Annotated in this window: 18 protein-coding genes; 10 read left to right on the top strand and 8 right to left on the bottom strand. The window is 68.1% G+C overall.

Going from position 1 to position 20,309, the window contains the following annotated elements; genetic code table 11:
* Window positions 1–487: 487 nt before the first annotated feature.
* Complete coding sequence (locus FPV16_RS13395; RefSeq protein WP_227438855.1) at window positions 488–2,980, bottom strand: EAL domain-containing protein; 2,493 nt, start codon at window positions 2,978–2,980, stop codon at window positions 488–490.
* 801 nt (window positions 2,981–3,781) lie between these two features.
* On the bottom strand, window positions 3,782–4,969 hold the full coding sequence (locus FPV16_RS13390) for a M20 family metallopeptidase (protein WP_227438853.1): 1,188 nt from the start codon (window positions 4,967–4,969) through the stop codon (window positions 3,782–3,784).
* On the opposite strand from FPV16_RS13390, the gene FPV16_RS13385 reads away from it, so the two are divergent.
* From FPV16_RS13385 to FPV16_RS13355, 7 genes are all read left to right on the top strand, one after another.
* Entirely contained in the window at window positions 4,968–5,792 is an 825-nt protein-coding gene (locus FPV16_RS13385) for an HAD domain-containing protein (RefSeq protein ID WP_227438852.1), read from the top strand. The two genes, FPV16_RS13390 and FPV16_RS13385, sit on opposite strands and share 2 nt — an antisense overlap.
* Before the next feature lie 157 nt (window positions 5,793–5,949).
* On the top strand, window positions 5,950–6,717 hold the full coding sequence (locus FPV16_RS13380) for a hypothetical protein (protein WP_227438849.1): 768 nt from the start codon (window positions 5,950–5,952) through the stop codon (window positions 6,715–6,717).
* 485 nt (window positions 6,718–7,202) lie between these two features.
* Window positions 7,203–7,490, top strand: a complete 288-nt coding sequence (locus tag FPV16_RS13375) for a hypothetical protein (protein ID WP_227438842.1) — start codon at window positions 7,203–7,205, stop codon at window positions 7,488–7,490.
* A gap of 247 nt (window positions 7,491–7,737) precedes the next feature.
* Window positions 7,738–8,628 (top strand): heme/hemin ABC transporter substrate-binding protein, encoded by an 891-nt coding sequence (locus FPV16_RS13370; RefSeq protein ID WP_227438840.1) that lies wholly within the window; start codon window positions 7,738–7,740, stop codon window positions 8,626–8,628.
* On the top strand, window positions 8,621–9,697 hold the full coding sequence (locus FPV16_RS13365) for a FecCD family ABC transporter permease (RefSeq protein ID WP_227438839.1): 1,077 nt from the start codon (window positions 8,621–8,623) through the stop codon (window positions 9,695–9,697). Before FPV16_RS13370 ends, FPV16_RS13365 begins: the two co-directional genes overlap by 8 nt.
* Window positions 9,690–10,496: a heme ABC transporter ATP-binding protein gene (locus FPV16_RS13360; RefSeq protein ID WP_227438837.1), complete on the top strand. Its 807-nt coding sequence runs from the start codon at window positions 9,690–9,692 to the stop codon at window positions 10,494–10,496. The genes FPV16_RS13365 and FPV16_RS13360 overlap by 8 nt, the downstream gene beginning before the upstream one ends.
* 188 nt (window positions 10,497–10,684) lie before the next feature.
* The gene (locus FPV16_RS13355; RefSeq protein WP_227438835.1) at window positions 10,685–12,841 is read left to right on the top strand and encodes a TonB-dependent hemoglobin/transferrin/lactoferrin family receptor; all 2,157 of its coding nucleotides are present in this window, start codon (window positions 10,685–10,687) and stop codon (window positions 12,839–12,841) included.
* A gap of 287 nt (window positions 12,842–13,128) precedes the next feature.
* On the opposite strand, the gene FPV16_RS13350 is transcribed toward FPV16_RS13355, so the two are convergent.
* From FPV16_RS13350 to FPV16_RS13340, 3 genes are all read right to left on the bottom strand, one after another.
* Window positions 13,129–14,217, bottom strand: a complete 1,089-nt coding sequence (locus FPV16_RS13350) for a UV damage endonuclease UvsE (RefSeq protein ID WP_227438833.1) — start codon at window positions 14,215–14,217, stop codon at window positions 13,129–13,131.
* 64 nt (window positions 14,218–14,281) lie between these two features.
* Window positions 14,282–14,674, bottom strand: coding sequence for a hypothetical protein (locus FPV16_RS13345; RefSeq protein ID WP_227438832.1), 393 nt, complete (start codon window positions 14,672–14,674; stop codon window positions 14,282–14,284).
* A gap of 31 nt (window positions 14,675–14,705) precedes the next feature.
* A complete protein-coding gene (locus FPV16_RS13340; protein WP_227438830.1) occupies window positions 14,706–14,912 on the bottom strand; it encodes a hypothetical protein in 207 nt (68 codons plus the stop codon).
* A 272-nt stretch (window positions 14,913–15,184) separates the two neighbouring features.
* On the opposite strand from FPV16_RS13340, the gene FPV16_RS13335 reads away from it, so the two are divergent.
* Window positions 15,185–15,511, top strand: a complete 327-nt coding sequence (locus tag FPV16_RS13335) for a type II toxin-antitoxin system PrlF family antitoxin (protein ID WP_227438828.1) — start codon at window positions 15,185–15,187, stop codon at window positions 15,509–15,511.
* A 3-nt stretch (window positions 15,512–15,514) separates the two neighbouring features.
* Window positions 15,515–15,997, top strand: coding sequence for a type II toxin-antitoxin system YhaV family toxin (locus tag FPV16_RS13330; RefSeq protein ID WP_227438826.1), 483 nt, complete (start codon window positions 15,515–15,517; stop codon window positions 15,995–15,997).
* A 98-nt stretch (window positions 15,998–16,095) separates the two neighbouring features.
* Here the strand turns inward: FPV16_RS13330 and FPV16_RS13325 are convergent, their stop codons facing one another.
* From FPV16_RS13325 to FPV16_RS13315, 3 genes are all read right to left on the bottom strand, one after another.
* Window positions 16,096–17,055, bottom strand: a complete 960-nt coding sequence (locus FPV16_RS13325) for a hypothetical protein (protein ID WP_227438824.1) — start codon at window positions 17,053–17,055, stop codon at window positions 16,096–16,098.
* Window positions 17,056–17,261: 206 nt separating this feature from the next.
* A complete protein-coding gene (locus tag FPV16_RS13320) occupies window positions 17,262–17,960 on the bottom strand; it encodes a GNAT family N-acetyltransferase (RefSeq protein ID WP_227438823.1) in 699 nt (232 codons plus the stop codon).
* On the bottom strand, window positions 17,957–18,595 hold the full coding sequence (locus FPV16_RS13315; protein ID WP_227438821.1) for an FMN-binding negative transcriptional regulator: 639 nt from the start codon (window positions 18,593–18,595) through the stop codon (window positions 17,957–17,959). Before FPV16_RS13315 ends, FPV16_RS13320 begins: the two co-directional genes overlap by 4 nt.
* A 96-nt stretch (window positions 18,596–18,691) precedes the next feature.
* Here FPV16_RS13315 and FPV16_RS13310 point away from each other — a divergent pair, with 96 nt between their 5' ends.
* Window positions 18,692–20,206 (top strand): PLP-dependent aminotransferase family protein, encoded by a 1,515-nt coding sequence (locus FPV16_RS13310; RefSeq protein WP_319802242.1) that lies wholly within the window; start codon window positions 18,692–18,694, stop codon window positions 20,204–20,206.
* Window positions 20,207–20,309: the final 103 nt, after the last annotated feature.

Here is a 20,309-nt window from a genome sequence, read left to right as displayed (position 1 = left end):
TGTTACGATCTCGCCCGGGTGACGCGCGTCCCGTTTCTTGCGCTCAAATCCTCCGTTCCCTCACCACCGAGAGCCGATTGACCGGCCGACGAATGGCCGCTTTTCGAAAACCGCGACGGCTTTCCATGCGACCGACATAAGTCGCCAGCGCAACGTCCGCTTCAGGGCGAGGGGGCAGGGTCCGCATTCGACCCTTCTCTGAACCTGGGAAAGTCCGCTTCTAGGTAGCTTCGGGGTCGAGGATTTACGACCGAAGCGGGTGGGTTTTTGCTTGTCCGCTTGCACGGATAGTATCAGGCGATACAGACTCTCTCATCAGCTCGCATATAAGCGGCCCTGAGCTTTTCGGTTTGCTGACGGTCAACGCGGGAGCCGGGCCGAGGCGACCAACTGACATTCGCTCCGCTTGCTGTAGATGATCACATGTCAGATAGACTGCTTCGAATCGAGGACTGACGCCTCATCGAAGCTGCCGCAACACTGGCACTTAGGCTTGTTTGGCCGATGCGGGCGCGAGCCCGGATGGCGGCGTCTGGTGCTGGGCAACCCGTTCGATGTAGCGCCGTGCCGCGTCCGGCGGCAGCGGGGGGCTGAACAGGAAGCCCTGGACCTGGGTGCAGCCCTCCTGTCGGACGAGGTCGAGCTGCTCGACCGTCTCGACCCCCTCCGCCACGATGCCCATGCCCAATCGCTCGCCGATGCTGACGACGGCCCGCACGATCGCCGCCGCATCGGGATCCGCGATGTCGCGGATGAACGCCCGATCGATCTTGATCTTGTCGAAGGGAAAGCGGCGCAGGTAGCTCAACGAGGAATAGCCGGTGCCGAAATCATCGAGGGCAATCAACACGCCGATGGCGCGGAGGCGATGCAGGCTGGCTATGACGACCTCGGCATCTTGCATCAGCACGCTTTCGGTCACCTCCAGCTTGAGACGGGCCGCCGGCAGACCCGAGCCTGCAAGAGCCGCCATCACAGTGGCCTCGAACCCCGCGCGCCGCAGCTGCACGACGGAGACATTCACCGCCACCCGGATATGAGCGGGCCAGGAGGTCGCCTCGCGGCAGGCCTCGTGCAACGCCCAGGCGCCGAGCGGTACGATCAGACCCATCTCTTCGGCGACCGGGATGAACGCGCCCGGCGCGACCTCGCCCTGCGTCGGATGGCGCCAGCGCATCAGCGCCTCGAAGCTGACCACGGCGCCCGTCCCGGCATCGATCACCGGCTGGTAGACGAGATGGAACTCATGAGCCCGGAGCGCCTCCTTCATGTCGAGGGCGAGTTGCCCGCGCGTGGCGATGCGCGCGCCCGCATTCGGCTCGAACTCCCGATAGGTGTTGCGCCCCGCCGCCTTGGCCTCGTAGAGGGCGATGTCGGCGCGCTTGAACAACTCGTCCGGATCGCGGTCCCGCTCCGTCGCCACCGTCATCCCGATGCTGATCCCGACCTCGACGCTCTGCCCATCGAGGTCGACGGGCTCGCTCACCGCCGCGATCAGCCGGTCGGCGAGGTCGCCGACGTCGACGACCGCGTCCAGATAGGTCAGCACGATGGCGAACTCGTCGCCGCCGAACCGCGCAAGGGTATCGTAGGGGCGCAGGACCGCCCGCATCCGCTCGGCGACGACGCGCAGGAGGGCGTCACCGGCGGGATGGCCGAGGCTGTCGTTGACGGCCTTGAAGCGGTCAAGGTCGCACGCCAGCACCGCGAAACAGGTCCTGGCCCGGCGCGCATGGGTGATGGCCTGTTCGAGACGATCGCGAAACAGCGTACGGTTGGGCAGCCCGGTGAGGGCATCGTGGAGGGCCATGTGCCGGACCTGCGCCTCGGCCTCGCGCCGTGCGGTGACGTCGCGCAGGGCCGCCACGTAGATCACCCGACCCGGGTCCGGCTCGTCGCGTACCACGCGGATGGACGCCTCGATCCAGGCATAGTGCCCCGCCTTGTGGCGATGGCGCAGGCAGGTGATGAAGCGGCCCTCCGCCTGGGTCTTCACCTGCGTCCAGAGATCGGTGAAGGCCTGCGCGTCATCGGGATGGCAGAACTCGGCCGCAGTCGTCGCGAGGAGTTCTTCCGGCTCGTAGCCGAGGACGCTTCGAACGGCAGGCGAGACGTAGTGGCGCCGCATCGAAAGATCGCCCATCACGATGATGTCGTTGGCGTTCTCGGCCAGGATCCGGTAGCGACTCTCGCTGGCCCGCAGGGCGCATTCCGCGGTCCGGCGTTGCGTGACATCGGTGAAAGTCCGCACGACGCCGCCCCTGGGCGAAGGCCGCGTGCACACCTGAAGGACGGTGCCATCCGGACGCATGCGCTCGTAGTCGGAATTCTCCGTTCTCGGACAGCCCTTCTCCAGGAAGCCCCGCAGGTCGTCGGGCAGATCGGCAAATTCTCCCTGCGCCGCCTGATAGGCGCGAACGGCCGCGAACGGCGCTCCGTCGTAGAGCAGAGTCTCAGGCACGCCCATCAGGGATGCGACGCGCCTGTTGGAAACCCGGACGCGATCGTCGGCGTCGGTCATAAGCAGGCCCTGGTCCATGCTCTCCAGAGTCGTCTGCAGTAGGCTGTCCGAGTCCTCGACCTGGTACCGCGCGCGACCGGCTTCAATCTCGGCGGCGCGGCCGCGCAACGTCGCCTCGACGAACAGGGCCAGATCTGTGAGGCGCTCCCGTTCGGCCTTGTCGAAGCCCGCACGGGGCAGCGTATCGGCGATGCAGACGGTGGCCGCGTGAACGCCGCCGGCTAGCGCGATCCGCATGCCCGCGTAGAAGCGCAGGAACGGCGCACCCGTGACGAGGGGGTTGGCGGCAAAGCGTTCATCGCAATGCGTGTCCAGTACGACCAACGGCTCGTAGGCCTCACCCAGAATCGTGTACGCGCAGAACGCGACATCCCGCGACGTCTCGGATACGTCCAAGCCTTCCCGTCCGAGGAAGCGCTGATGGGTTACATCGAGGCGCGACACGAAGGCGTACCGCACGCCGAAGAGCGCGGCAGCTGTTCGGCAGACTGCGTCGAGCGGTGGGTCGGAGGCAGACTTCTCTGAGACAGCAAATGCAACGGGTGAAATGCATGCAGGAGCGACCTCGATCATCGATGGCATGCCTGAAGTTTTCGGGTTTGTGAGAGCGTCAGCCACAAAGTTTTAACGAATATTAATTTGTAGGTATTTGCGAGATATCATAATCCATTTACTCGGCGGAGAACTGATCATATGATCATGTGCCGTATCCAAACTTCTGTCTGCCTTGCGGATCGGGCGGCCGCCTAAGTTGCCACAATCGGTGTGCCATTGGACTGTCACCACACTTAGATCCGGCGAGCACTGCTACGGAACGTTGGTGGACCTGCGCGCAGATCAGCCGCCGATTGCCGGCATGTCTGGCTTCGGCGTTTCAAGTGCGACGGCAACCTCTTGAATCGGCGCGGTAGGGTCGGACGCTTGACGTCCGCTTCCGGGCGAGAGGCCAAAGTCCGATGACCACCCTTAGCCGGCCTTGGGAAGGTCTGCTTTCAGGCCACCTAAGGGGACAGGGTGTACGACTGGGGCGGGTAGATTCTTGCCCGTCCGCTCTCGGAGTCCGTAGCCACAAGACCGGACGTTCACCGATACCGGACGTTCACCTCGGCCAAGCTGTTCGATGGCGTAGCGCCCAACCCGGTTATTCGCCGGCTCGCAGCGGTATTTCCGGAGCGGATCCAGGCTTGCCCTTGGGCGCGCTGGGACGCAACCGTGCAAGCGCTGACGTCAGGCCTACCGGGCGGCGTCGGCCAAGGCGCCTCATCCCGCGCGGTCACAGCACATGCGGAGCATCAAGTCCCTGTAGATGGCCTGCGCCTCCTCGATCCGATAGACGCGGCAGTACTCGTCCGTCTTATGACACTGCGTCGCCTCGCCGGGTCCTACGATCACCGTGGCGACTCCGTCGAAGGCCGGCACGAGAGCCGACGCATCGGTGAAGTAAGGTGCCCCGGCTGGTTCCGCCGACGCCCCGGTCCGCTCGCGCAGCAGCGACAGGAGAAGGGCGGCGGACGGATCGTCCGGCTCGGTAGCAAACCCAGGAAAGCTTGTGACAACCCGGATCTCAGCCTCCGGTCCGAACAGGCGGCCGAGTTCGGCGATCAGCGCTTCGTGGTTCTGCTCCGGAAGAGTCCGGATATCCACGGTGAACTCGACGCAGTCAGGGACGGAGTTGATGTTTTCTCCGCCGCGGATGGTGGTGACGCAGGCCGTGGCGCTGCCGAGCAGGGGATGGCGGGCGCCGAAGTCGTGGTCCTCAAGCGTCCGGATCCACTCCGCCGCCTTGCCGATGGCGTTTTCGCCCTCGTGCGGCATTGAGGAATGCGCCGTCCTCCCGCGCGCGGTGACGATGACGCGGAGAGAGCCCTTATGGGCGAATATGGGGGCATTCGACGTCGGCTCGGCCACGATCAGGAGTTCGGCCGGCCCGAGGACGTTCTCGCGGCCGACATGGAATGCGCCTTCACATCCCGTCTCTTCTCCGGCGGTGATCACGAGCGTGACACCGCGGTGGAAGCGAAGCCCGTCCCCGATCAGGTTGCATGCGGCCGCGATGAACGCGGCTACGCCGGCCTTCATGTCGCTGGAACCGCGGCCGTACAGCCGGCCATCCTGCACGACCCCGTCGAAGGGTGGAAATTGCCACTCGTTCGACCCAAGCGGCACGACGTCGATGTGCCCCGTGAAGCAGAGCGGCTTGCCACCGGCCGCCCCAGGGATGCGCGCGATCAGTGTTGGTCGGTCCTTGGCAAATTCGTAACTGGCGACGTCGAACCCGTGGTCGGTCAGCAGCCGGGCAATGAACTCGGAACATTCCTTCTCTTCGCCCGGAGGATTGATCGATCGGAACCGGATGAGCTGCTTCGCGAGTTCCAGACCGTTCAGGGGCATTGGTGCTTCCACATGACGTTTCGCGTCGTTGCCGGCCGCGAGTTCGAGGGGACCCATGGTAAACGAAGACGATCCTGCGTCTTCATTAGAAATGGCCGCTATCGGGAAGGACCCAACGCTGGTCGGACGACCGGCAAGGGTCGGTTTCCGCCCGTCGACGTTGAAGAACTTTCCCCGCGACAGCGGATGGTCGATCTCTGCTGAGCGCTTCACCGCCCGCGCTTGGGATGTGCTTCATCCGCGCGCTGGACGGTCGTCGCGACGCATTGTAGGCGTCCGCGGCGGAAGCGAGATCGCTGCACCCGACGAGGTTGGCCTTTTGAATGAGCATGGAGGCGCCGCACCGTTGACGGTCTACCTCGACGTGGACGGCGTCGTGACGACGGTCGGCTATCAACAGCGGGCCGGCAAGGACAAGCTCAACCCGGCCCAGGTCGCCATCGTCGCCGGCTTGGTGAGGGAGTTCGACGCCAAGGTGGTCGTCTCCTCGACGTGGCGCGTTGACGACTGCCGTCCGACCCTGGTCGATGCCGGCCTTCCCGAGACCTGCTTTCACCCCGACTGGCGCACCGCCATCCTGCCGACGAGCCGAGATGCCGCAACGGGCGGCATGCTCTCCGCCGAACGCGCCGGGCGCGGCGACGAGATCGCCGAGCACGCGACCCGAAATCGCATCACGGACTACCTCGTCCTCGACGACGTCGAGGTTGGCCCTGCCCATCTGGGTCGTCACGTCCAACCGCTCGCGGATTTCGGCCTGAGCGAAGCGGACCGGGGCTTGGCCCGGAGGCTGCTCGCCGGGATGGTCGATCTCCGCCGGGCCATGGATCGGAATGGCTCACGTTCCACGACCGTCGATTTACGCTTCCGTAGGGATTGAACTTTCCGAAGGCTCAGGTCATTCCATGACAGCGGTGTGACACACGCGTCATGCTGCCCCCGACATCGATAAGGTCACCTCGACCTTCGCCGGACCAGCCAGTCCGGACCGTCCTCGGCACCGCATCCGTGCGGCCGCTGGGAATGCGTCGCGTCGGATGTTCGCGTGGCGGGAAGGAGTGGCTGCGATGTTCAGGTTCAGGAATCAGGACACGCTGTCCAGTCCCTCGCTTTCCGCCTTGGGCATCGTCGAACGGTCGGCCGCAAAGGCCTATGCTGATCTCATCGCCACGGGCTGGTCCGAGATCGGTTTCGGGTACCATGGCACCGTCCATGCGCATCCGGACCACCCGAATGTTGTCGTGCGCTTTGCGCGCAAGGCGGACGGGTTCGGCGATTATGCGGCTCTGCTTCGCAAAGGTTTTCCGGGCTCCGACGGACCGCATGCGCCTCGTGTCCACGACATGCATGTCAGCCGTTGCGGCGCGCTGATGACCGTGGGTTCGCGTCTCACCGATCCCGCGCGCGACGCCTGGTGGCTGGCTTATGCCCACGCCGTCATCGCGGACCACCCGGGCGTCGCGATGGATGAGGGCGTGCGCGATCGGTTCAAGGTGGAATGGCCGGCACACGAGCCCCGGGTCGATCATCCGAGCTTCGACGGCATCCGCGAAGCGTTCAGGGCCGCGTGGCCCGGATATGAGGCCTATGTCGCCGACTTGCGGGCCGTGTCGCCGCAGGGGCTCGACCCTAATATCGGCAACGTTCTTGTCGGCGGTGACGGCAGTCCCGTCGTGAACGATCCGCTATGCGACGACGGATACGGCCTGTGGCGCTCACCGCTCTTGCGGATTCTGGCTCGCTGCGCGGATGTCTCGCGTCGGCTGATCGGTGACGCAATCGGCAGAGCCCCCGCTCCCGCCTGATCGCGGGGGCGCCCCCAGAGGACGGCGAATTCGCGTCGGACCGAGGACTCGAACACCATCGACGGTTCCTTCCTACGCGACCTGCTTTCGAGAGGCCTTCTCAACGCGGCATTCCCTAATGTCCGCTTCGGCGATGAACCAGACTTCGTCGCCGCGACGGGGTCGGGTCGGATGCGGAACGTCCGCTTCCGGCTAGACAGCCAACGTCAACTCATGGCGCGGTCCGGACCCTCGGCTTGCGCGAATTGAACAGCTGCTTTCCACCCAAAGCAGCTGCCGTAACCAGGCACCAAGCGTCAATTTTTTTAACGGCTGGATTCTTCGCGCGCCCTGCAAATCCGGGCCCACCCTCAGCGCCCCGGAGTAACGGCGAGGGGACGATCCCAGCGCGAGACCGCCAGTTGCGCATTCGCCGTTGCCCACGTCCAGAGCTCCGATCCAGCGGCCCGGTTGTCGAGGCCGCCGGCTGCTGCCATGGTCGCGCGATGGCATATGCACCCCCCTCCCGCTATTCCCCGTCCGAACTCATCGAACAGTTGCGGGAGGCCGCCGAGGAGATCGCGCCCGAACTTCCCGGCATCCGGGCGGAGGAGACGCTGGAGGGCGAGGCGGCCCAGACCATCGAGGAGATGGCCGAGGCCCTGATGCGGATCGCGAACGGGGCGGCGCGCCCCCAGGACCTCGCCCGCGCCGCCCTGGAGGCCAAGGCGCCCCTGAAGCCGATCGGCCGCCCGAAGAGCACGGTGGTGAAGATGCAGCGGCCGCGTCGGTAGAGCCGAACGCAGTGGTCGACAGAGCCTCCGGCTCAGCAACGGCAAGAATAGACTGTATCAATTCAAAAGTAGAGATTATTTTAAATCTTGCCTCGGACTGCGCCGGCGGGCACACTCCTTGGATTATAGCATGATGGCGGCATGATACGGGTGACGCCGACGGACGGTCGCCGGGAGGCAGTCCTCGGTCGATGCCGGCGTGCGGCCGGCTCCGGGCGACCGCCAATGAGAGGGTGATCCCGATCCGATGACGCACCGCCCTTCCCCTCTCCGCCCGTCCCGCCGCGCGATTCTGGCCGGCGGGCTCAGCCTTGCCGCCCTCGCGGGCCCGGCGCGGGCGGCGGGGCCGGCCGCGCGCATCGCCTCCCTAGGCGGCGCCGTCACCGAGATCCTCTACCGGCTCGGGGCCGCGAGCCGGATCGTGGTGGTCGACACCACCAGCATCTACCCGGCGCAAGCCCTGCGCGAGAAGCCGAATGTCGGCTATCTGCGGGCCCTGTCGGCGGAGGGCCTGCTCTCGGCCGGCCCGGACCTCGTCATCGCGGCGGAGGGGGCCGGCCCCGCCGACGTGCTGACCCTGGTGCGCGAGGCCGGGGTGCCGGTCTCCCTCGTCAAGGAGCCGCCGACCCCCGAAGGTGTCCTCGACAAGATCGCCACGGTGGGACGCCTCGCCGGCCTCGAACGGGAGGCCGCCGCCCTCGCCGCGGAGGTGCACGCGCAATTCGCCGGGCTGAGCGAGCAGCGCGCCCGCATCACCCGTCCGGCCAGGGCCCTCGTCGTGCTGTCGGTGGCCAACGGACGCGTCATGGTCGGGGGCCGCAACAGCACGGCGGACGGCATCCTCGCTTTGGCGGGGGTGGAGAACGCGGCGACCAGCATCGAGGGATTCAAGCCGATGACGGACGAGGCGATCATCGCCGCCGCCCCCGACGCCGTGGTGATGATGCAGAACGGCGCGGAGGCCCCGAACCCGGAGACGACCTTCGCCCCCGGCACCGCCCTCGGCCAGGTGCCGGCGGCCGCCAAGCACGCCCTCGTGGCCATGGACGGACTCTATCTCCTCGGCTTCGGCCCGCGCACCCCGGATGCCGCACGCGATCTGATACGGGCGATCTACCCCGACCTCATCCGTGGCTGATCCTTTCCACGGGGACAGGCTCGCCGATCCGCGCCGCCGGGACGTCGCGGTCTTTGCCGGCCTAACGGTTCTCGTCCTCGCCGTCAGCCTCCTCTCCGTCGGAATCGGGGCCATCCCCATCGCGCCGTCGCGGATCCTCGACGTGCTGAGGCAGGGCGGGGCGGATCCGGCTCTCGCGCGCGACAGCCTCGTCATCCTCAACATCCGCCTGCCGCGCACCCTCCTCGGCCTGATGGTGGGCGCGGGCCTCGCGGTCTCCGGCGCGCTGATGCAGGGGCTCTTCCGCAATCCCCTGGCCGATCCGGCCCTGGTCGGCGTCTCCGCCGGGGCGGGCCTCGCGGCGGCCTGTATCATCGTCCTCGGCGACCGGCTCCTCGTGGCCTTTGGCCTGCCGGGGCCGCTCCCCTATGCGGTGCTGCCGGCGGCGGCGTTCTGCGGGGGGCTCGTGGCGACGCTCGGCCTCTACCTCGTCGCCACGCGCTCGGGCCAAACCTCCGTCGCGACGATGCTGCTCGCCGGCATCGCGCTCGGAGCGCTGAGCGGCGCGATGACCGGGCTCCTCGTCTATGCCAGCGACGACCGGCAGCTGCGCGACCTCACCTTCTGGTCCCTGGGCAGCCTCGGGGGATCGACCTGGACCAAGGTGGCGGCGACCGCTCCGGCGATCCTGCCGGTGCTGATCGCCGTGCCGTTCCTCGGGCGCGGGCTCAACGCCCTGGTCCTCGGGGAAGCGGAGGCGTTCCATCTCGGCATCCCGGTGGAGCGGCTCAAGCGGGCGGCGATCCTCCTCGTCGCCATCGCCGTCGGGGCCGGCGTCGCGGCCGCCGGGGTGATCGGCTTCGTCGGCCTCGTGGTGCCCCATACCCTGCGGCTGATGATCGGCCCCGAGCACCGGCGACTGCTGCCGGCCTCGGCCCTCCTCGGCGGGGCGCTCCTCGTCCTGGCCGATGTGGCGGCGCGTCTCGTGGTGGCGCCGGCGGAACTGCCGATCGGGATCGTCACGGCGCTCGTCGGCGCCCCCGTCTTCCTGTGGCTCCTGCTGGCGCGGACCCGGACCCTCGATGTCTGAGGCGGCGCCCCTGCTCACCGCCTCCGGCCTCGGCTTCACCACGGGGGGACGCACCCTCGTGGAGGGCGTGTCGCTCACCGTGGCGCCGGGATCGCTGCAGGTCATCATCGGCCCGAACGGTGCCGGCAAATCCACCCTGCTGCGCCTCCTCTGCGGCGAACTCGCCCCCACCGCAGGCACGCTGGCCTATGGCGGGACGCCGGTCGCGACAATCCCGCCCTGGCGGCTCGCGGCCCTGCGGGCGGTGCTGCCGCAGACCACGCGGCTCGCCTTTCCCTTCTCGGTCTCGGACGTCGCCCGCATCGGCCTCGACGGCATCGGCCGCGGCCTCACCCGGCGCGACCGCGAGGCGATCCTCGCCGACGCCCTCGGCCGGGCCGACATCCTCCACCTCGCGGGCCGTGCCTATCAGAGCCTCTCGGGCGGCGAGCAGGCCCGGGTCCAGTTCGCCCGCGTGCTGTGCCAGCTCGCCGCCGGCCGCACCATCGCCACCGGACAGGTCCTGTTCCTCGACGAACCGACCGCGAGCCTCGACCTGCGCCATCAGAGCGCGATCCTCGAGGCCGTGGACGTCCTGCGGGACCGGGGCGTCGGCGTGGTGGCGATCCTGCACGATCTCAATCTCGCGGCCGCCTATGCCGACACCCTGCTGGTGCTCTCAGGCGGCCGCCTCGTGGCGCGCGGTACCCCGGCGGCGATCCTGCGCGACGACCTGATCGCCGAGATCTTTCAGGTGAGCTGGCCCGTCGGGCGGGTGCCCGAGGGCGGCCGGCCCTTCATCCTCCCGCGCCGCCTGTGACCTGCCGGCAACATAGCACCGAATCACAGTATTAAACTGGAACAGGTCCAGCATCATCCAGATACTCCTTGGATTTACGCCAATCTAAATACAATAAAACGGCGTTGACCGCATAGTCATCGAGCAGCATCAGCGCTGGGAGCCAGCCCACCTCCCAGCGCTGCCGTCACTGTCTCGCGGAACCGGTCATGCCTTCCCGTCGCCTCCTCACCCCCCATCGCGCCGGCGCCCTCGTCGGCGTCTCGCTCATCGCGATGAGCGCCGCTCAAGCCCAGACCGTACCGGCCCTCCCCGCGGCGCGGCCGCCGGACGCGGCGGTGAGCCTCGACACCCTCTCGGTCACCGCGACGAAGACCGAGGAACCCGCCATCGACGCCCTGTCCGGGAGCAGCGTCGTCACCCGCGCACAGATCGACCGCCTGCAGCCGAGCCGGCTCTCCGACGTCCTGCGCGACGTCCCCGGCGTCACCACGCAGGAGAACCAGAACGACCCGGCCCAGGCCATCAACATCCGCGGGCTGCAGGATTTCGGGCGCGTCAACGTCCTGGTGGACGGCGCCCGCCAGAACTTCCAGACCTCAGGCCACAGCGCCAACGGCGTCTTCTATCTCGATCCCGAACTTGTCGGCGGCGTCGACATCACGCGGGGCCCCACCTCCACCATCTACGGCTCCGGCGCGATCGGCGGCGTGGTCGCCTTCCGCACGCGCTCCATCGACGACATCCTGGCGCCGGACGAGAAGGCGGGCGCGGTCCAGAAATTCGGCTTCGGCTCGAACGGACAAACGTTCCTGAACTCGACGGCGCTGGGCGCCCGCATCGGCACCGCGGCGGATGTGTTCGGCCAGTTCGTCTATCGCAACAACGACGCCTATCGCGACGGGTTCGGCACGCTGGTGCGCGACACCGGCAACGAACTGACCTCGGGCGTGGCCAAGTTCAACGTCCGTCCCGCCGACGGCCACGAGATCAGCGGCACGGCCCTCATCCAGACCTTCGACTTCGCCAATAACGGCAGCAGCAACGCCGGAGCCCGCTTCAACAACGCGGTCCAGGCCAACACCTACACCCTCGGCTACCGCTTCGCCCGGCCCGACGTGCCGCTGATCGATGTCAGCGCGAAGGCTTACTACACCAGCACGCACAACACGCTGACCTTCCTCGACGACACCGCGAGCGGTCTCTACGGCAATCTCGGCGTGCGGGCCGGCAACAGGATCGACTACGACATCGAGACAATGGGCGTCGACGTCCACAACACCGCCCGTTTCGACACCTGGCCTCTCAGTCACGCCCTGACCATCGGCGGCGACGCGGTGTTCGACCGGGTCAAGACCACGGACAATGCGGGGGGCTTCGGCTCCGCCTTCACGCCCTCCGGCGAGCGGACCCTGGCAGGGGCCTTCATCCAGGACGAGGTGCGCTACGCCTCCTGGCTCCGGGTCATCGGGGCCCTGCGCTACGACCATTACGAGTTGTCCGGCGGCCCTTCGAGCTCGAGCGGCGACCGCCTCTCCCCGAAGATCACCGTGGGGGTCTCGCCGTTCGCCGGGATCGAGTTCTACGGCACCTACGCGGAAGGCTATCGGGCGCCGTCGATCACCGAGACCCTGGTCCAGGGCATCCATCCCTTCCCGGCCTTCAACATCCTGCCGAATGCCTCCCTGAAGCCGGAGGTGGCGCACAATATCGAAGGCGGCATCAACCTCAAATACGGCGATGTCCTGAGGCCCGGCGACGTCTTCCGCGCCAAGGCCAACGTCTTCCAGAACGAGATCGACGACTACATCAACATCGCCGGGGTCGGCCCGACCTATTTCGTGCCCGTCATTCCCGGCATTCCGGCCTCGGTCTGCGTCGGCCGGCCCGGACGTTTCCCGTGCTTCATCCCGGTCCAGTCGTTCCAGTACCTCAACGTGGCGCAGGCCGAGCTCTCCGGTGTCGAACTGGAGGGCGCCTACGATTGGGGCGGCGGCTTCGTCTCCGTGGCCGCCACCCATACCGAGGGGCGCGACAAGGCCACGCGCGAGACCCTTCTGAGCATCCCCCCGGACCGGATCAGCGCCACGCTCGGCCTGCGTTTCCTCGACGACAGCCTCACTTTGGGAAGCCGCCTCACCTTCGTGGACAGCCGCCTCGCCGTTCCCGAGGGCGCGACGATCCTGGCGACCAAAGCCTACGGCCTTGTGGATTTTTTCGCGTCCTACCGGGTCAACGACCGGATCCGTGCCGACTTCATCCTGCAGAACGCCTTCGACAAGCGCTACACCCAGTACCTCAACCTGCTGCAGAGCCCGGGCCTGACCGCGAAGGCCGCGATCAGCATCAAGTTCGCGACGCGGTGAGCGACGGGACGATCGGTTCGGGCGACAGAAGCGTAGTGCGGGAGGGCGGCGGGCAGGCTTCCAAGAGCGTGTTTGAGGTATCTTTCCAGGACTTTCCCTCATCCTGAGGTGCCGCGCAGCGGCCTCGAAGGAGAGCTCCGGGGATCGCGCGACCACTGGAGGGCTCCTTCGAGGCCCTTTGCTTGAGCAAAGGGCACCTCAGGATGAGGTGATCTGCTTTAGCATGAGCATCCGCTGAGAAACTCGAACAAACAAGCTCTCAAGGAAATGAGCAGCCGTCGCTCCGCTCACGCAGCGGAAGCGGTGCCGCGTGACGGCTCGCCCGCCCGCGCCTCACCAATCTCGGCGGCGATGCCGGTGGAGGCCAGATTCTTGCCCTTCGCCTCGATCTCGAAATCGGCCCAGGCGAGGTGGCGGGCCACGAGGGCGTTGAGCGCCCGGTTGCCCATCAGGTGAGAGTGAGCTGCGATGTCCCGCCACTTATGCCCGGCCCCCACCAGGGCGGCGTAATCGGGCAGCGTGTCCGGGTCGTGCCCCTCCAGCAGGGCCTCGCGCGAGAGGCTGATATGGGCGATCGGGCGCACGCCGCGCCAGGAGTCGCGGATGCGGGCGATCCGCGAATCGTCGGGTTCGATATAGATGCCGCCGCTCTCGACCCAGTGGTGGTGCAGGTCGAGGACCACCGGAACATCGTCCGCCAGGTCCAGCACCGTGTCGAGGCCGAAGGCGTTCTCGTCGTTCTCCACCGTCAGCAGGTCGCGCGCCGTCTGCGAGAGCTTGGGCAGGCTGGCGCGAAACCCCGCGATGCCGGGGTCGCGGGCGCCGACATGGATGTTGATATGGGCGCCGTGCGGGTGCCAGCCAGTGCCGTAACCCATCATCGCCATCAGCTCGGCATGGTATTCGAGCTCCGAGATGCCGTTGCGCTCGGCTTTGGGGTTGCGCGAGGCGATGACGCAGAACGGGCCGGGATGGAAGCTGAGGCGGACGCCGCCCTGCCGCGCCCGCTCGCCGACACGCGCGAGACCGGATTCCACCAGGGCGACCATCTCGGGCTCGGCATAGATCGCGCGGGCCACCTCGTGGGTGTAGCCGGGCAGGACGTTGCTCGCCATGCGCAGGAGCCGTTCCAGGGGCAGCCGGGCCGCGACCCAGGCGATCTGTCGTTCGAGCGCGCCGAGATTGTGCCGGACGAGACCTTCGAGCTTCGCCCGCCGCGCCGCGGGCGCGAGCCTGTCGAGATGGCTCATGGTGGTGTGCGACAGGTTCATGTGAAGCGTCGCCTCGCGGGCGGCCTTCAGGGTCTTGAAGCTGGCGGGATCGTCGTCGAGCACGAAGGTGCAGCAGAAACCGAGGCGCGGCGTGTCCATCATCATGGGGGGATAACGGCGTCGCCCGGCTTTGGTGTCGCCGGATCGGGCGGTTTCGGGACGCCCCGTCTCAGTTCAGGCACATCGCGAAATACAACTCCCTGATCCGCTCCAGGGCCTGGAACCCCTCGGCGCGCGGGTCGAGGAGTTCCGGCCCCTCCGGGACGCGGCCGAAGAACGCGCTCGCCGGATCGGCCACGAAGCCGCGCTCGCCGATATAGAGCCCGTCCCGGTTCTTCACGTTGACCGAGCCGCAGACCCACGACCCTTCCGCCTTGCGCAACGCCGTCACCTTCGGGTCGAGCGCGCCGAAACGCTCGCCCACCATGAAGAGGATCGTGGCCGCCGCGGCCTTGCCGATGACGGCGTCGGACCCGTCCTCGACCCTCTGCGCCTGCGCGGGGCCGGACAGAGCCGACAGCAGAAGGAGTGCTCCCGCAATGCCAGGGGCACGGACCGTCATCGAAAGCGGCCGATCCATGACGCGACGACCCTCACCGCGCCGAACCCGCTCCGCCGCGCTCGTTGGTCGCCGGCTTGGCATCGGCGATCAGGATGTCGAGGGATTGGCGCACGATCTCCAAGGCGCTCACGCCCTTGCTCGCGGCCTCCGCCTCGACCCGCGCCCGGTCGGCGGACGGCATCCCGTCGAAGATCGCCTGTGCGACCCCGACCGAAGCGTGCTTGTGATGTTCATTCATGATCAGACCAGCCGGATGATGGCAGGGCCGAAGCTCTCAGATGATACTAATAAGTATTTCATGAGAACAACCGGACCCCGCACTCGGAAATTATAAGGTCTCTTCTTTCTCACCTCTCACGAGAGATCAACTCGTTTCATGGTGGGGGTTTTGGGGGGAAACCGTGTGGCGGGGACCGGGACGTCGAGGCTGTCTCCGAACCTCAGCCGCTTCTCGGTGTTGCCGACCTCACTCTGGTAAGGTAAATTCCTTACCGTGCGAGGGAGGATGTCATGGCGGTTCTGGTTCGCGAGCGAAGCAAGATCACTTCGAAGGGCCAGACGACGATTCCCAAGGCCGTGCGTCAGGCGCTCGGCGTGAGCTACGGCGGCGACATCGCCTACGTCATCGACGAGGGCGGTCGCGTGAGCCTGTTCGCGGCGGAGGAGGAGACGGACCCGGTGATCGACGGGTTCCTGAGCTTCCTCGCGCAGGACATGGCCCGCAATCCGTCGCAGATTTCGGCCTTCCCCGCCGGCCTCGCGGAACGCATGGCCGCCCTGACGGCGGGAATGACCGTCGATCTCGACGAGGATATCGACGGCGACGTGACGCTCTGAGCCATGGTCATCGACGGCTGGACGGTCTTCGCCCATCCTCTGCTGCTCGATCAGCTCGAGAGGGCGGCGGCGGCGGTGGACGCGGCCAAGGCGGCCGATCCGAAGGGCTATCGGGGCACGGCGCAAGCGAAGCTCCTCGCGATGCTCGCCAGGTTGATCTTCGAGACGATCCCGTCCGATCCGACGCGGCAGGACTATCGCCAGGGCGACACGCTCGGAAGGGCCCGGATGCATTGGTTCCGGGCCAAATTCGGCAATGGCCGGTTCCGGCTGTTCTTTCGCTACGACAGCAAAACGAAGGTCATCATCTTTGCCTGGGTGAACGACGAGACGACGCTACGGACCTACGGCTCGAAAACCGACGCCTATCACGAGTTCAAGGGGATGCTCGCCAAGGGCAACCCGCCCGACGACTGGAAAGCCCTGCTCGCGGCGGCGTCGGCAGGGACCGCCGGCAAGCGGCTGGAGGAGGCCAAGCCGACATAGCGCTCGCGGTCGGGGCCGGACTGAAGGAAAACGCCGTCCGAAACGGGCCACCCGAGATCCGCCGGGAGGCCCCGAACATCCACTCCCCCTCCGCAACGTCAGAATTCCAGGCCGAGCTTGAGGCGGACGGCGTGGCGCTCGAACTGGCCGAGGCCGAGGGCGCGCCGTGCGAAGGCGGGGTCGGCATCGCGCCCCCAGATCTGGCCGGCATAGGCCAGGGTGATCCAGGCCTTCTCGGTGAAGCGGTGGTGCAGGGCCGGGCCTAGGGTCAGAGCCTCGCTCTCCAACCGGTTCAGGAAGGCCCCGTCATAGCCGCGCAGGTAGCGCAGTTCCGGCCCGAGATAGGTCTTGTCCGCCACCTTGCCGACGAGGGCGTTCGACCAGACGAAGGTCGAGGAGCGATAGCCCTCGCCCGAGCCGCGCTGGCGCCCCACCGCCGGTTCGAAACTGACGTTGCCGCCGTACCAGAGCGTGTTCGGCACGATCTGGACATCGACCTGGGCCAGGGTCTCGAGATCGAAGACGTCGGCGCCGTTGCCTTCCACCGGCAGGATGCGGGTGAAGCGCGGCCTCACCTCCAGGGCGAAGCCCACGGGCTGCTCGGCCGAGCCCTTCAGGAACTGGTACTTCACGTCGATCGAGGCGCCGTCGAACGTGCCGAAGGCTTTGTCGTCGAGATCGGCGATGGTGCGGACCCGGTGCAGAGTGCCGAACGCGCTGAACTCGATGCTCAGGCGGTCGATCGGATCGAACTGGTAGCCGAGGCGCGCGTCGAAGGCCCGGTAATGCGACGGGCCCGGGCCGGCGCGGCGCTTGCCGATGCGCGAGACGCTGTCGAAGACGACCTCCTGCTGGCCCTTATCGCCGGCATCCGATCCTTCGGTAAAGCCGAACAGGTGCTCGGTGTCGACATCCTCTTTCGTCTCCGGCGGCTCCGCCTTCGACGAGCGCGCCTGACCGCCGCTCTTGCTGTCCTTGCCGTCCTCGGAGCCGGCCAGGGCCGGTGCGCAGGAACAGGCGGCGAGAAGAAGCGCGACGGCAATCCTCACGGGCGTCATGGCGGGGTGTTTCCTTCGGCCCGAGGCACCGATGTCCCCCGGTCCCGTCAACTCCCTAGCCGGCCGCACGCCGAGACGCTGCGCCGTCCCGGCAACAGGACGGGATTATTCATGATGCAGGGGATGATCGCGCCGGATCGATCGTGAGACGCGGCCGAGACGACCTCCGGCTTTCGCGGGGCGGTGCTCCCATCGTCGGATGAGGTTCACCCCCGCAGGGCCGCGAGGCTCCGGCGCTGGCGGCCCGCATCACAAAAGTTCTCCGGGGCGAGCCAGGCGGCGAAGGCCTCCCGCAGGCGGGGCCAGTCCGCGTCCGTCACCGCGAACCACGCCGTGTCGCGTGAGCGCCCCTTGGTGACGATGGCGTTGCGGAAGATGCCTTCGAAGGTGAAGCCGTAGCGCAGGGCCGCCGCGCGGGAGGGTGCGTTGAGGCTGTCGCATTTCCACTCGTAGCGGCGATATCCGAGGTCGAAGGCGCGGGCCATCATCAGGGCCATCGCCTCTGTGCCGGCCGGGTTCCGGGCGAGGCCGGGGCCGAACTGGATATGGCCGACCTCGATACAGCCATGGGCCGGCTCGATCCTGAGATAGGCCGCCAGACCGAGGGCGCGGCCGGTGGCGGCGTCGAGGATGGCGTGATGCATCGGGTCGCGGCTCTGGGCGATCCCCGCCAGCCTCGAACGATATTCCGCCTCGTCCGCCGGCGGCTCTCCGGGCAGGTAGGTCCAGCGCGCCGGGTCGTGCGCCAGGGCGGAAAAGAGGTCGGCCGCATGGCGCTCGGCATCGAGGGGTTCGATCCGGCAGAACCGCCCCTGCATCGCCTCGCGCGGCGGGGGCGGCGGCGGGGTCCACCCTGCGAGGGCGGGGCCGACCGGCTGGCCATAGGAATTCACGCGCTCGCTCATGCCCGAACTCCCAACCTGTCGACGAGGTCCGCCATCACGTCGTCTCCGCCCGCGTCCCGGCGCAATCCGGCCGCGACGCCGGCCCGGTCCGCCTCCGTGCGGTTCTGGCTGACCTTCCATTTGCCGGTGAGCCGCGCAATCGGAATCTCGATGCCGACGATCCCCCGGATCTGCGCCGCCGTGAAGGCCGGCGGCGCGTCCGCCACCGACCAGGGCGCGTCCCGCCCCGCCTCCTGCATCCGCGTCAGGTCGTCGATCTGCCGCCGCAGCCAGGCCTCGTCCTCGATCACGCGCGGGCGGCCCCGCGCCTGGACGGTGGCGTAGTTCCAGGTGGGCACCACCTTCCCGGTCTCCCGCTTCGTCGCGTACCACGAGGGCGTGACGTAGCGGTCCGGCCCCTGGAACACCACGAGGCATTCGGGAAGCCCGTCGAGGTCGCGCCATTGCGGGTTGGCGCGGGCGAGATGGGCCCGGAGCACGCGCTCTCCGCCCGCGCCCTCGTCGAGGAGGAAGGGAACGGGGTTGGCCATCAGCCCGCCGGCGCCGGCGCTCACCAGCAGGCCGAGCGGACAGGCCCGGATGAGGGCGGCCTGGGCCGCGCTATCGTCGGTGCGGAAGTGGGGCGGTTCGTACATGGCGCGTCTCCCGCCGGCTTGATGCCCGGCCAGCGTTGTCTTGACGAGAAGCGGATCACGCGGAAGATCCGGTTTTCGCAAAACCACTGGACCAGTTTGAAACCGAGCCCAAAACGGCCCCCTGCCCTGCCGCTCCAGCTCGACCTCGGCCCGTCGCCCGGCGGCGACGGTCTTAGCGCACATGCCTCCCTGCACGGCCGGGTGCGCGAGGCCGTGCGCGACGCCATCCTGTCGGGACGCCTGCCGCCCGGAGACCGTCTTCCGTCGTCCCGCACCCTCGCCGGGGATCTCGGCTGCGCGCGGGGGACGATCCTGCTTGCCATCGAGCAGCTCGTCGCCGAGGGCTACCTCACCACCCGCCCCGGCTCCGGCACCCGCGTGGCCGACACCCTGCCCGACGACCTCCTCGTCCCACGGGGTGGGGCGGGTCACACGGCTCCTTCCTCTACGGCGCCCGTGCTGTCGCGGCGCGGGGCGTCGCTGGCCGCGGCGCGAGAAGGGGCCGGCGACGCCCCGATCCCCGACGCCTTCGCCCTCGGCCGTCCCGCCCTCGATGCGTTTCCACGTGAAACCTGGGCGCGCCTGCTCCAGGCCGAATGGCGGGCCGGCCCGCCCGCGCACCCTCATCCCCTCGGCGATCCGCGCCTGCGCCGCGCACTGGCGGCCTATCTCTCGGCCGGGCGCGGGGTCGCCTGCGGCGAGGAGGCGGTGATCGTCACCGCCAGCATCCGCCAGAGCCTGCGCCTGCTGGCGGAGCTTCTGCTCGAGCCCGGCGAGGCGGCCTATCTGGAGGAGCCGGGCTTTCCCGGCCTCGCCCATGCCTTGGGCGCGGCCGGCCTGCGTACGGTCCCGGTGCCCTGCGATGCGGCGGGCTTCTCGATCGCGCGGGCGCAGCAGCTGGAGCCGGCCGCGCGGCTCGCCGTGGTGACACCGGCCCAGGGCCATCCCCTCGGCGCCACCATGAGCCTGGAGAACCGCCTCGCCCTCCTGGCCTGGGCGGAGGCGCGGGACGGCTGGATCGTCGAGGACGATTACGACGGCGAATACCGCTATGCCGGGCGGCCGCTGGCGCCGCTCCACGCCCTCGACCGGGCCGGGCGCGTTCTCTATGTCGGCAGCGTCTCAAAGGTTCTCCTGCCCGCGCTGCAGATGAGCTACCTCGTCCTGCCGCAGATCCTGGTGGAGCCCGTGCGCCGCGCCCTCACCGGCAGCGGCGGCTTCGCCTCGATCCTCGGACAGGGCGCGCTCGCCCGCTTCATCGCGGAGGGCCATTTCGGCGCGCATCTGCGCCGGACGCGGCGTCTCTACGGACAGAGACAGGCCGCTCTGGTCGACGCGGCCCGCGATCTCCTCGGCGATGTGCTGGAGGTGCCACCCCGCGACGGCGGCATGCATCTGGTGGCCCGGCCCCCGGCCGGGGCGGGGTTCGACGATCTCCGCGCGGTGGACGCTTGCGCCCGCGCCGGGATCGCCACCACGGCGCTCGCGCCGCATTTCACCGATGCTGCGCGGGCGGAGCAGGGATTGCTCCTCGGCTACGCCTCCGTGCCCGAGCGGGCCATCGCACCGGCGTTAAGGCGGATGGCGGAGGCGTTGCGGGCCGACCGCTGACGGGGAGCGACGGCATCGCCTCGCATTCGCAGCCCCGGCCCTCGCGGCTTCGTCGTTGGGGCGCGCGCGAAAAGCGGGTAATCTGCGCCGACAATCAGACCCA

This window comes from Methylobacterium sp. W2 (assembly GCF_020662345.1).
Classification (GTDB): Bacteria; Pseudomonadota; Alphaproteobacteria; order Rhizobiales; family Beijerinckiaceae; genus Methylobacterium.
The sequence above is the reverse complement of the archived record's forward strand: the minus strand, read 5'-3'. Positions and strand labels throughout refer to the sequence as shown.

Excerpts from the sequence above, each read along its gene's own strand:
- FPV16_RS13385 (WP_227438852.1), top strand. The coding sequence starts at position 4,968 with ATGGTAAACGAAGACGATCCTGCGTCTTCATTAGAAATGGCCGCTATC.
- FPV16_RS13390 (WP_227438853.1), bottom strand. The coding sequence starts at position 4,969 with ATGGGTCCCCTCGAACTCGCGGCCGGCAACGACGCGAAACGTCATGTG.
- FPV16_RS13380 (WP_227438849.1), top strand. The coding sequence starts at position 5,950 with ATGTTCGCGTGGCGGGAAGGAGTGGCTGCGATGTTCAGGTTCAGGAAT.
- FPV16_RS13375 (WP_227438842.1), top strand. The coding sequence starts at position 7,203 with ATGGCATATGCACCCCCCTCCCGCTATTCCCCGTCCGAACTCATCGAA.
- FPV16_RS13370 (WP_227438840.1), top strand. The coding sequence starts at position 7,738 with ATGACGCACCGCCCTTCCCCTCTCCGCCCGTCCCGCCGCGCGATTCTG.
- FPV16_RS13360 (WP_227438837.1), top strand. The coding sequence starts at position 9,690 with ATGTCTGAGGCGGCGCCCCTGCTCACCGCCTCCGGCCTCGGCTTCACC.
- FPV16_RS13355 (WP_227438835.1), top strand. The coding sequence starts at position 10,685 with ATGCCTTCCCGTCGCCTCCTCACCCCCCATCGCGCCGGCGCCCTCGTC.
- FPV16_RS13350 (WP_227438833.1), bottom strand. The coding sequence starts at position 14,217 with ATGATGATGGACACGCCGCGCCTCGGTTTCTGCTGCACCTTCGTGCTC.
- FPV16_RS13345 (WP_227438832.1), bottom strand. The coding sequence starts at position 14,674 with ATGACGGTCCGTGCCCCTGGCATTGCGGGAGCACTCCTTCTGCTGTCG.
- FPV16_RS13340 (WP_227438830.1), bottom strand. The coding sequence starts at position 14,912 with ATGAATGAACATCACAAGCACGCTTCGGTCGGGGTCGCACAGGCGATC.
- FPV16_RS13335 (WP_227438828.1), top strand. The coding sequence starts at position 15,185 with ATGGCGGTTCTGGTTCGCGAGCGAAGCAAGATCACTTCGAAGGGCCAG.
- FPV16_RS13330 (WP_227438826.1), top strand. The coding sequence starts at position 15,515 with ATGGTCATCGACGGCTGGACGGTCTTCGCCCATCCTCTGCTGCTCGAT.
- FPV16_RS13325 (WP_227438824.1), bottom strand. The coding sequence starts at position 17,055 with ATGACGCCCGTGAGGATTGCCGTCGCGCTTCTTCTCGCCGCCTGTTCC.
- FPV16_RS13320 (WP_227438823.1), bottom strand. The coding sequence starts at position 17,960 with ATGAGCGAGCGCGTGAATTCCTATGGCCAGCCGGTCGGCCCCGCCCTC.
- FPV16_RS13315 (WP_227438821.1), bottom strand. The coding sequence starts at position 18,595 with ATGTACGAACCGCCCCACTTCCGCACCGACGATAGCGCGGCCCAGGCC.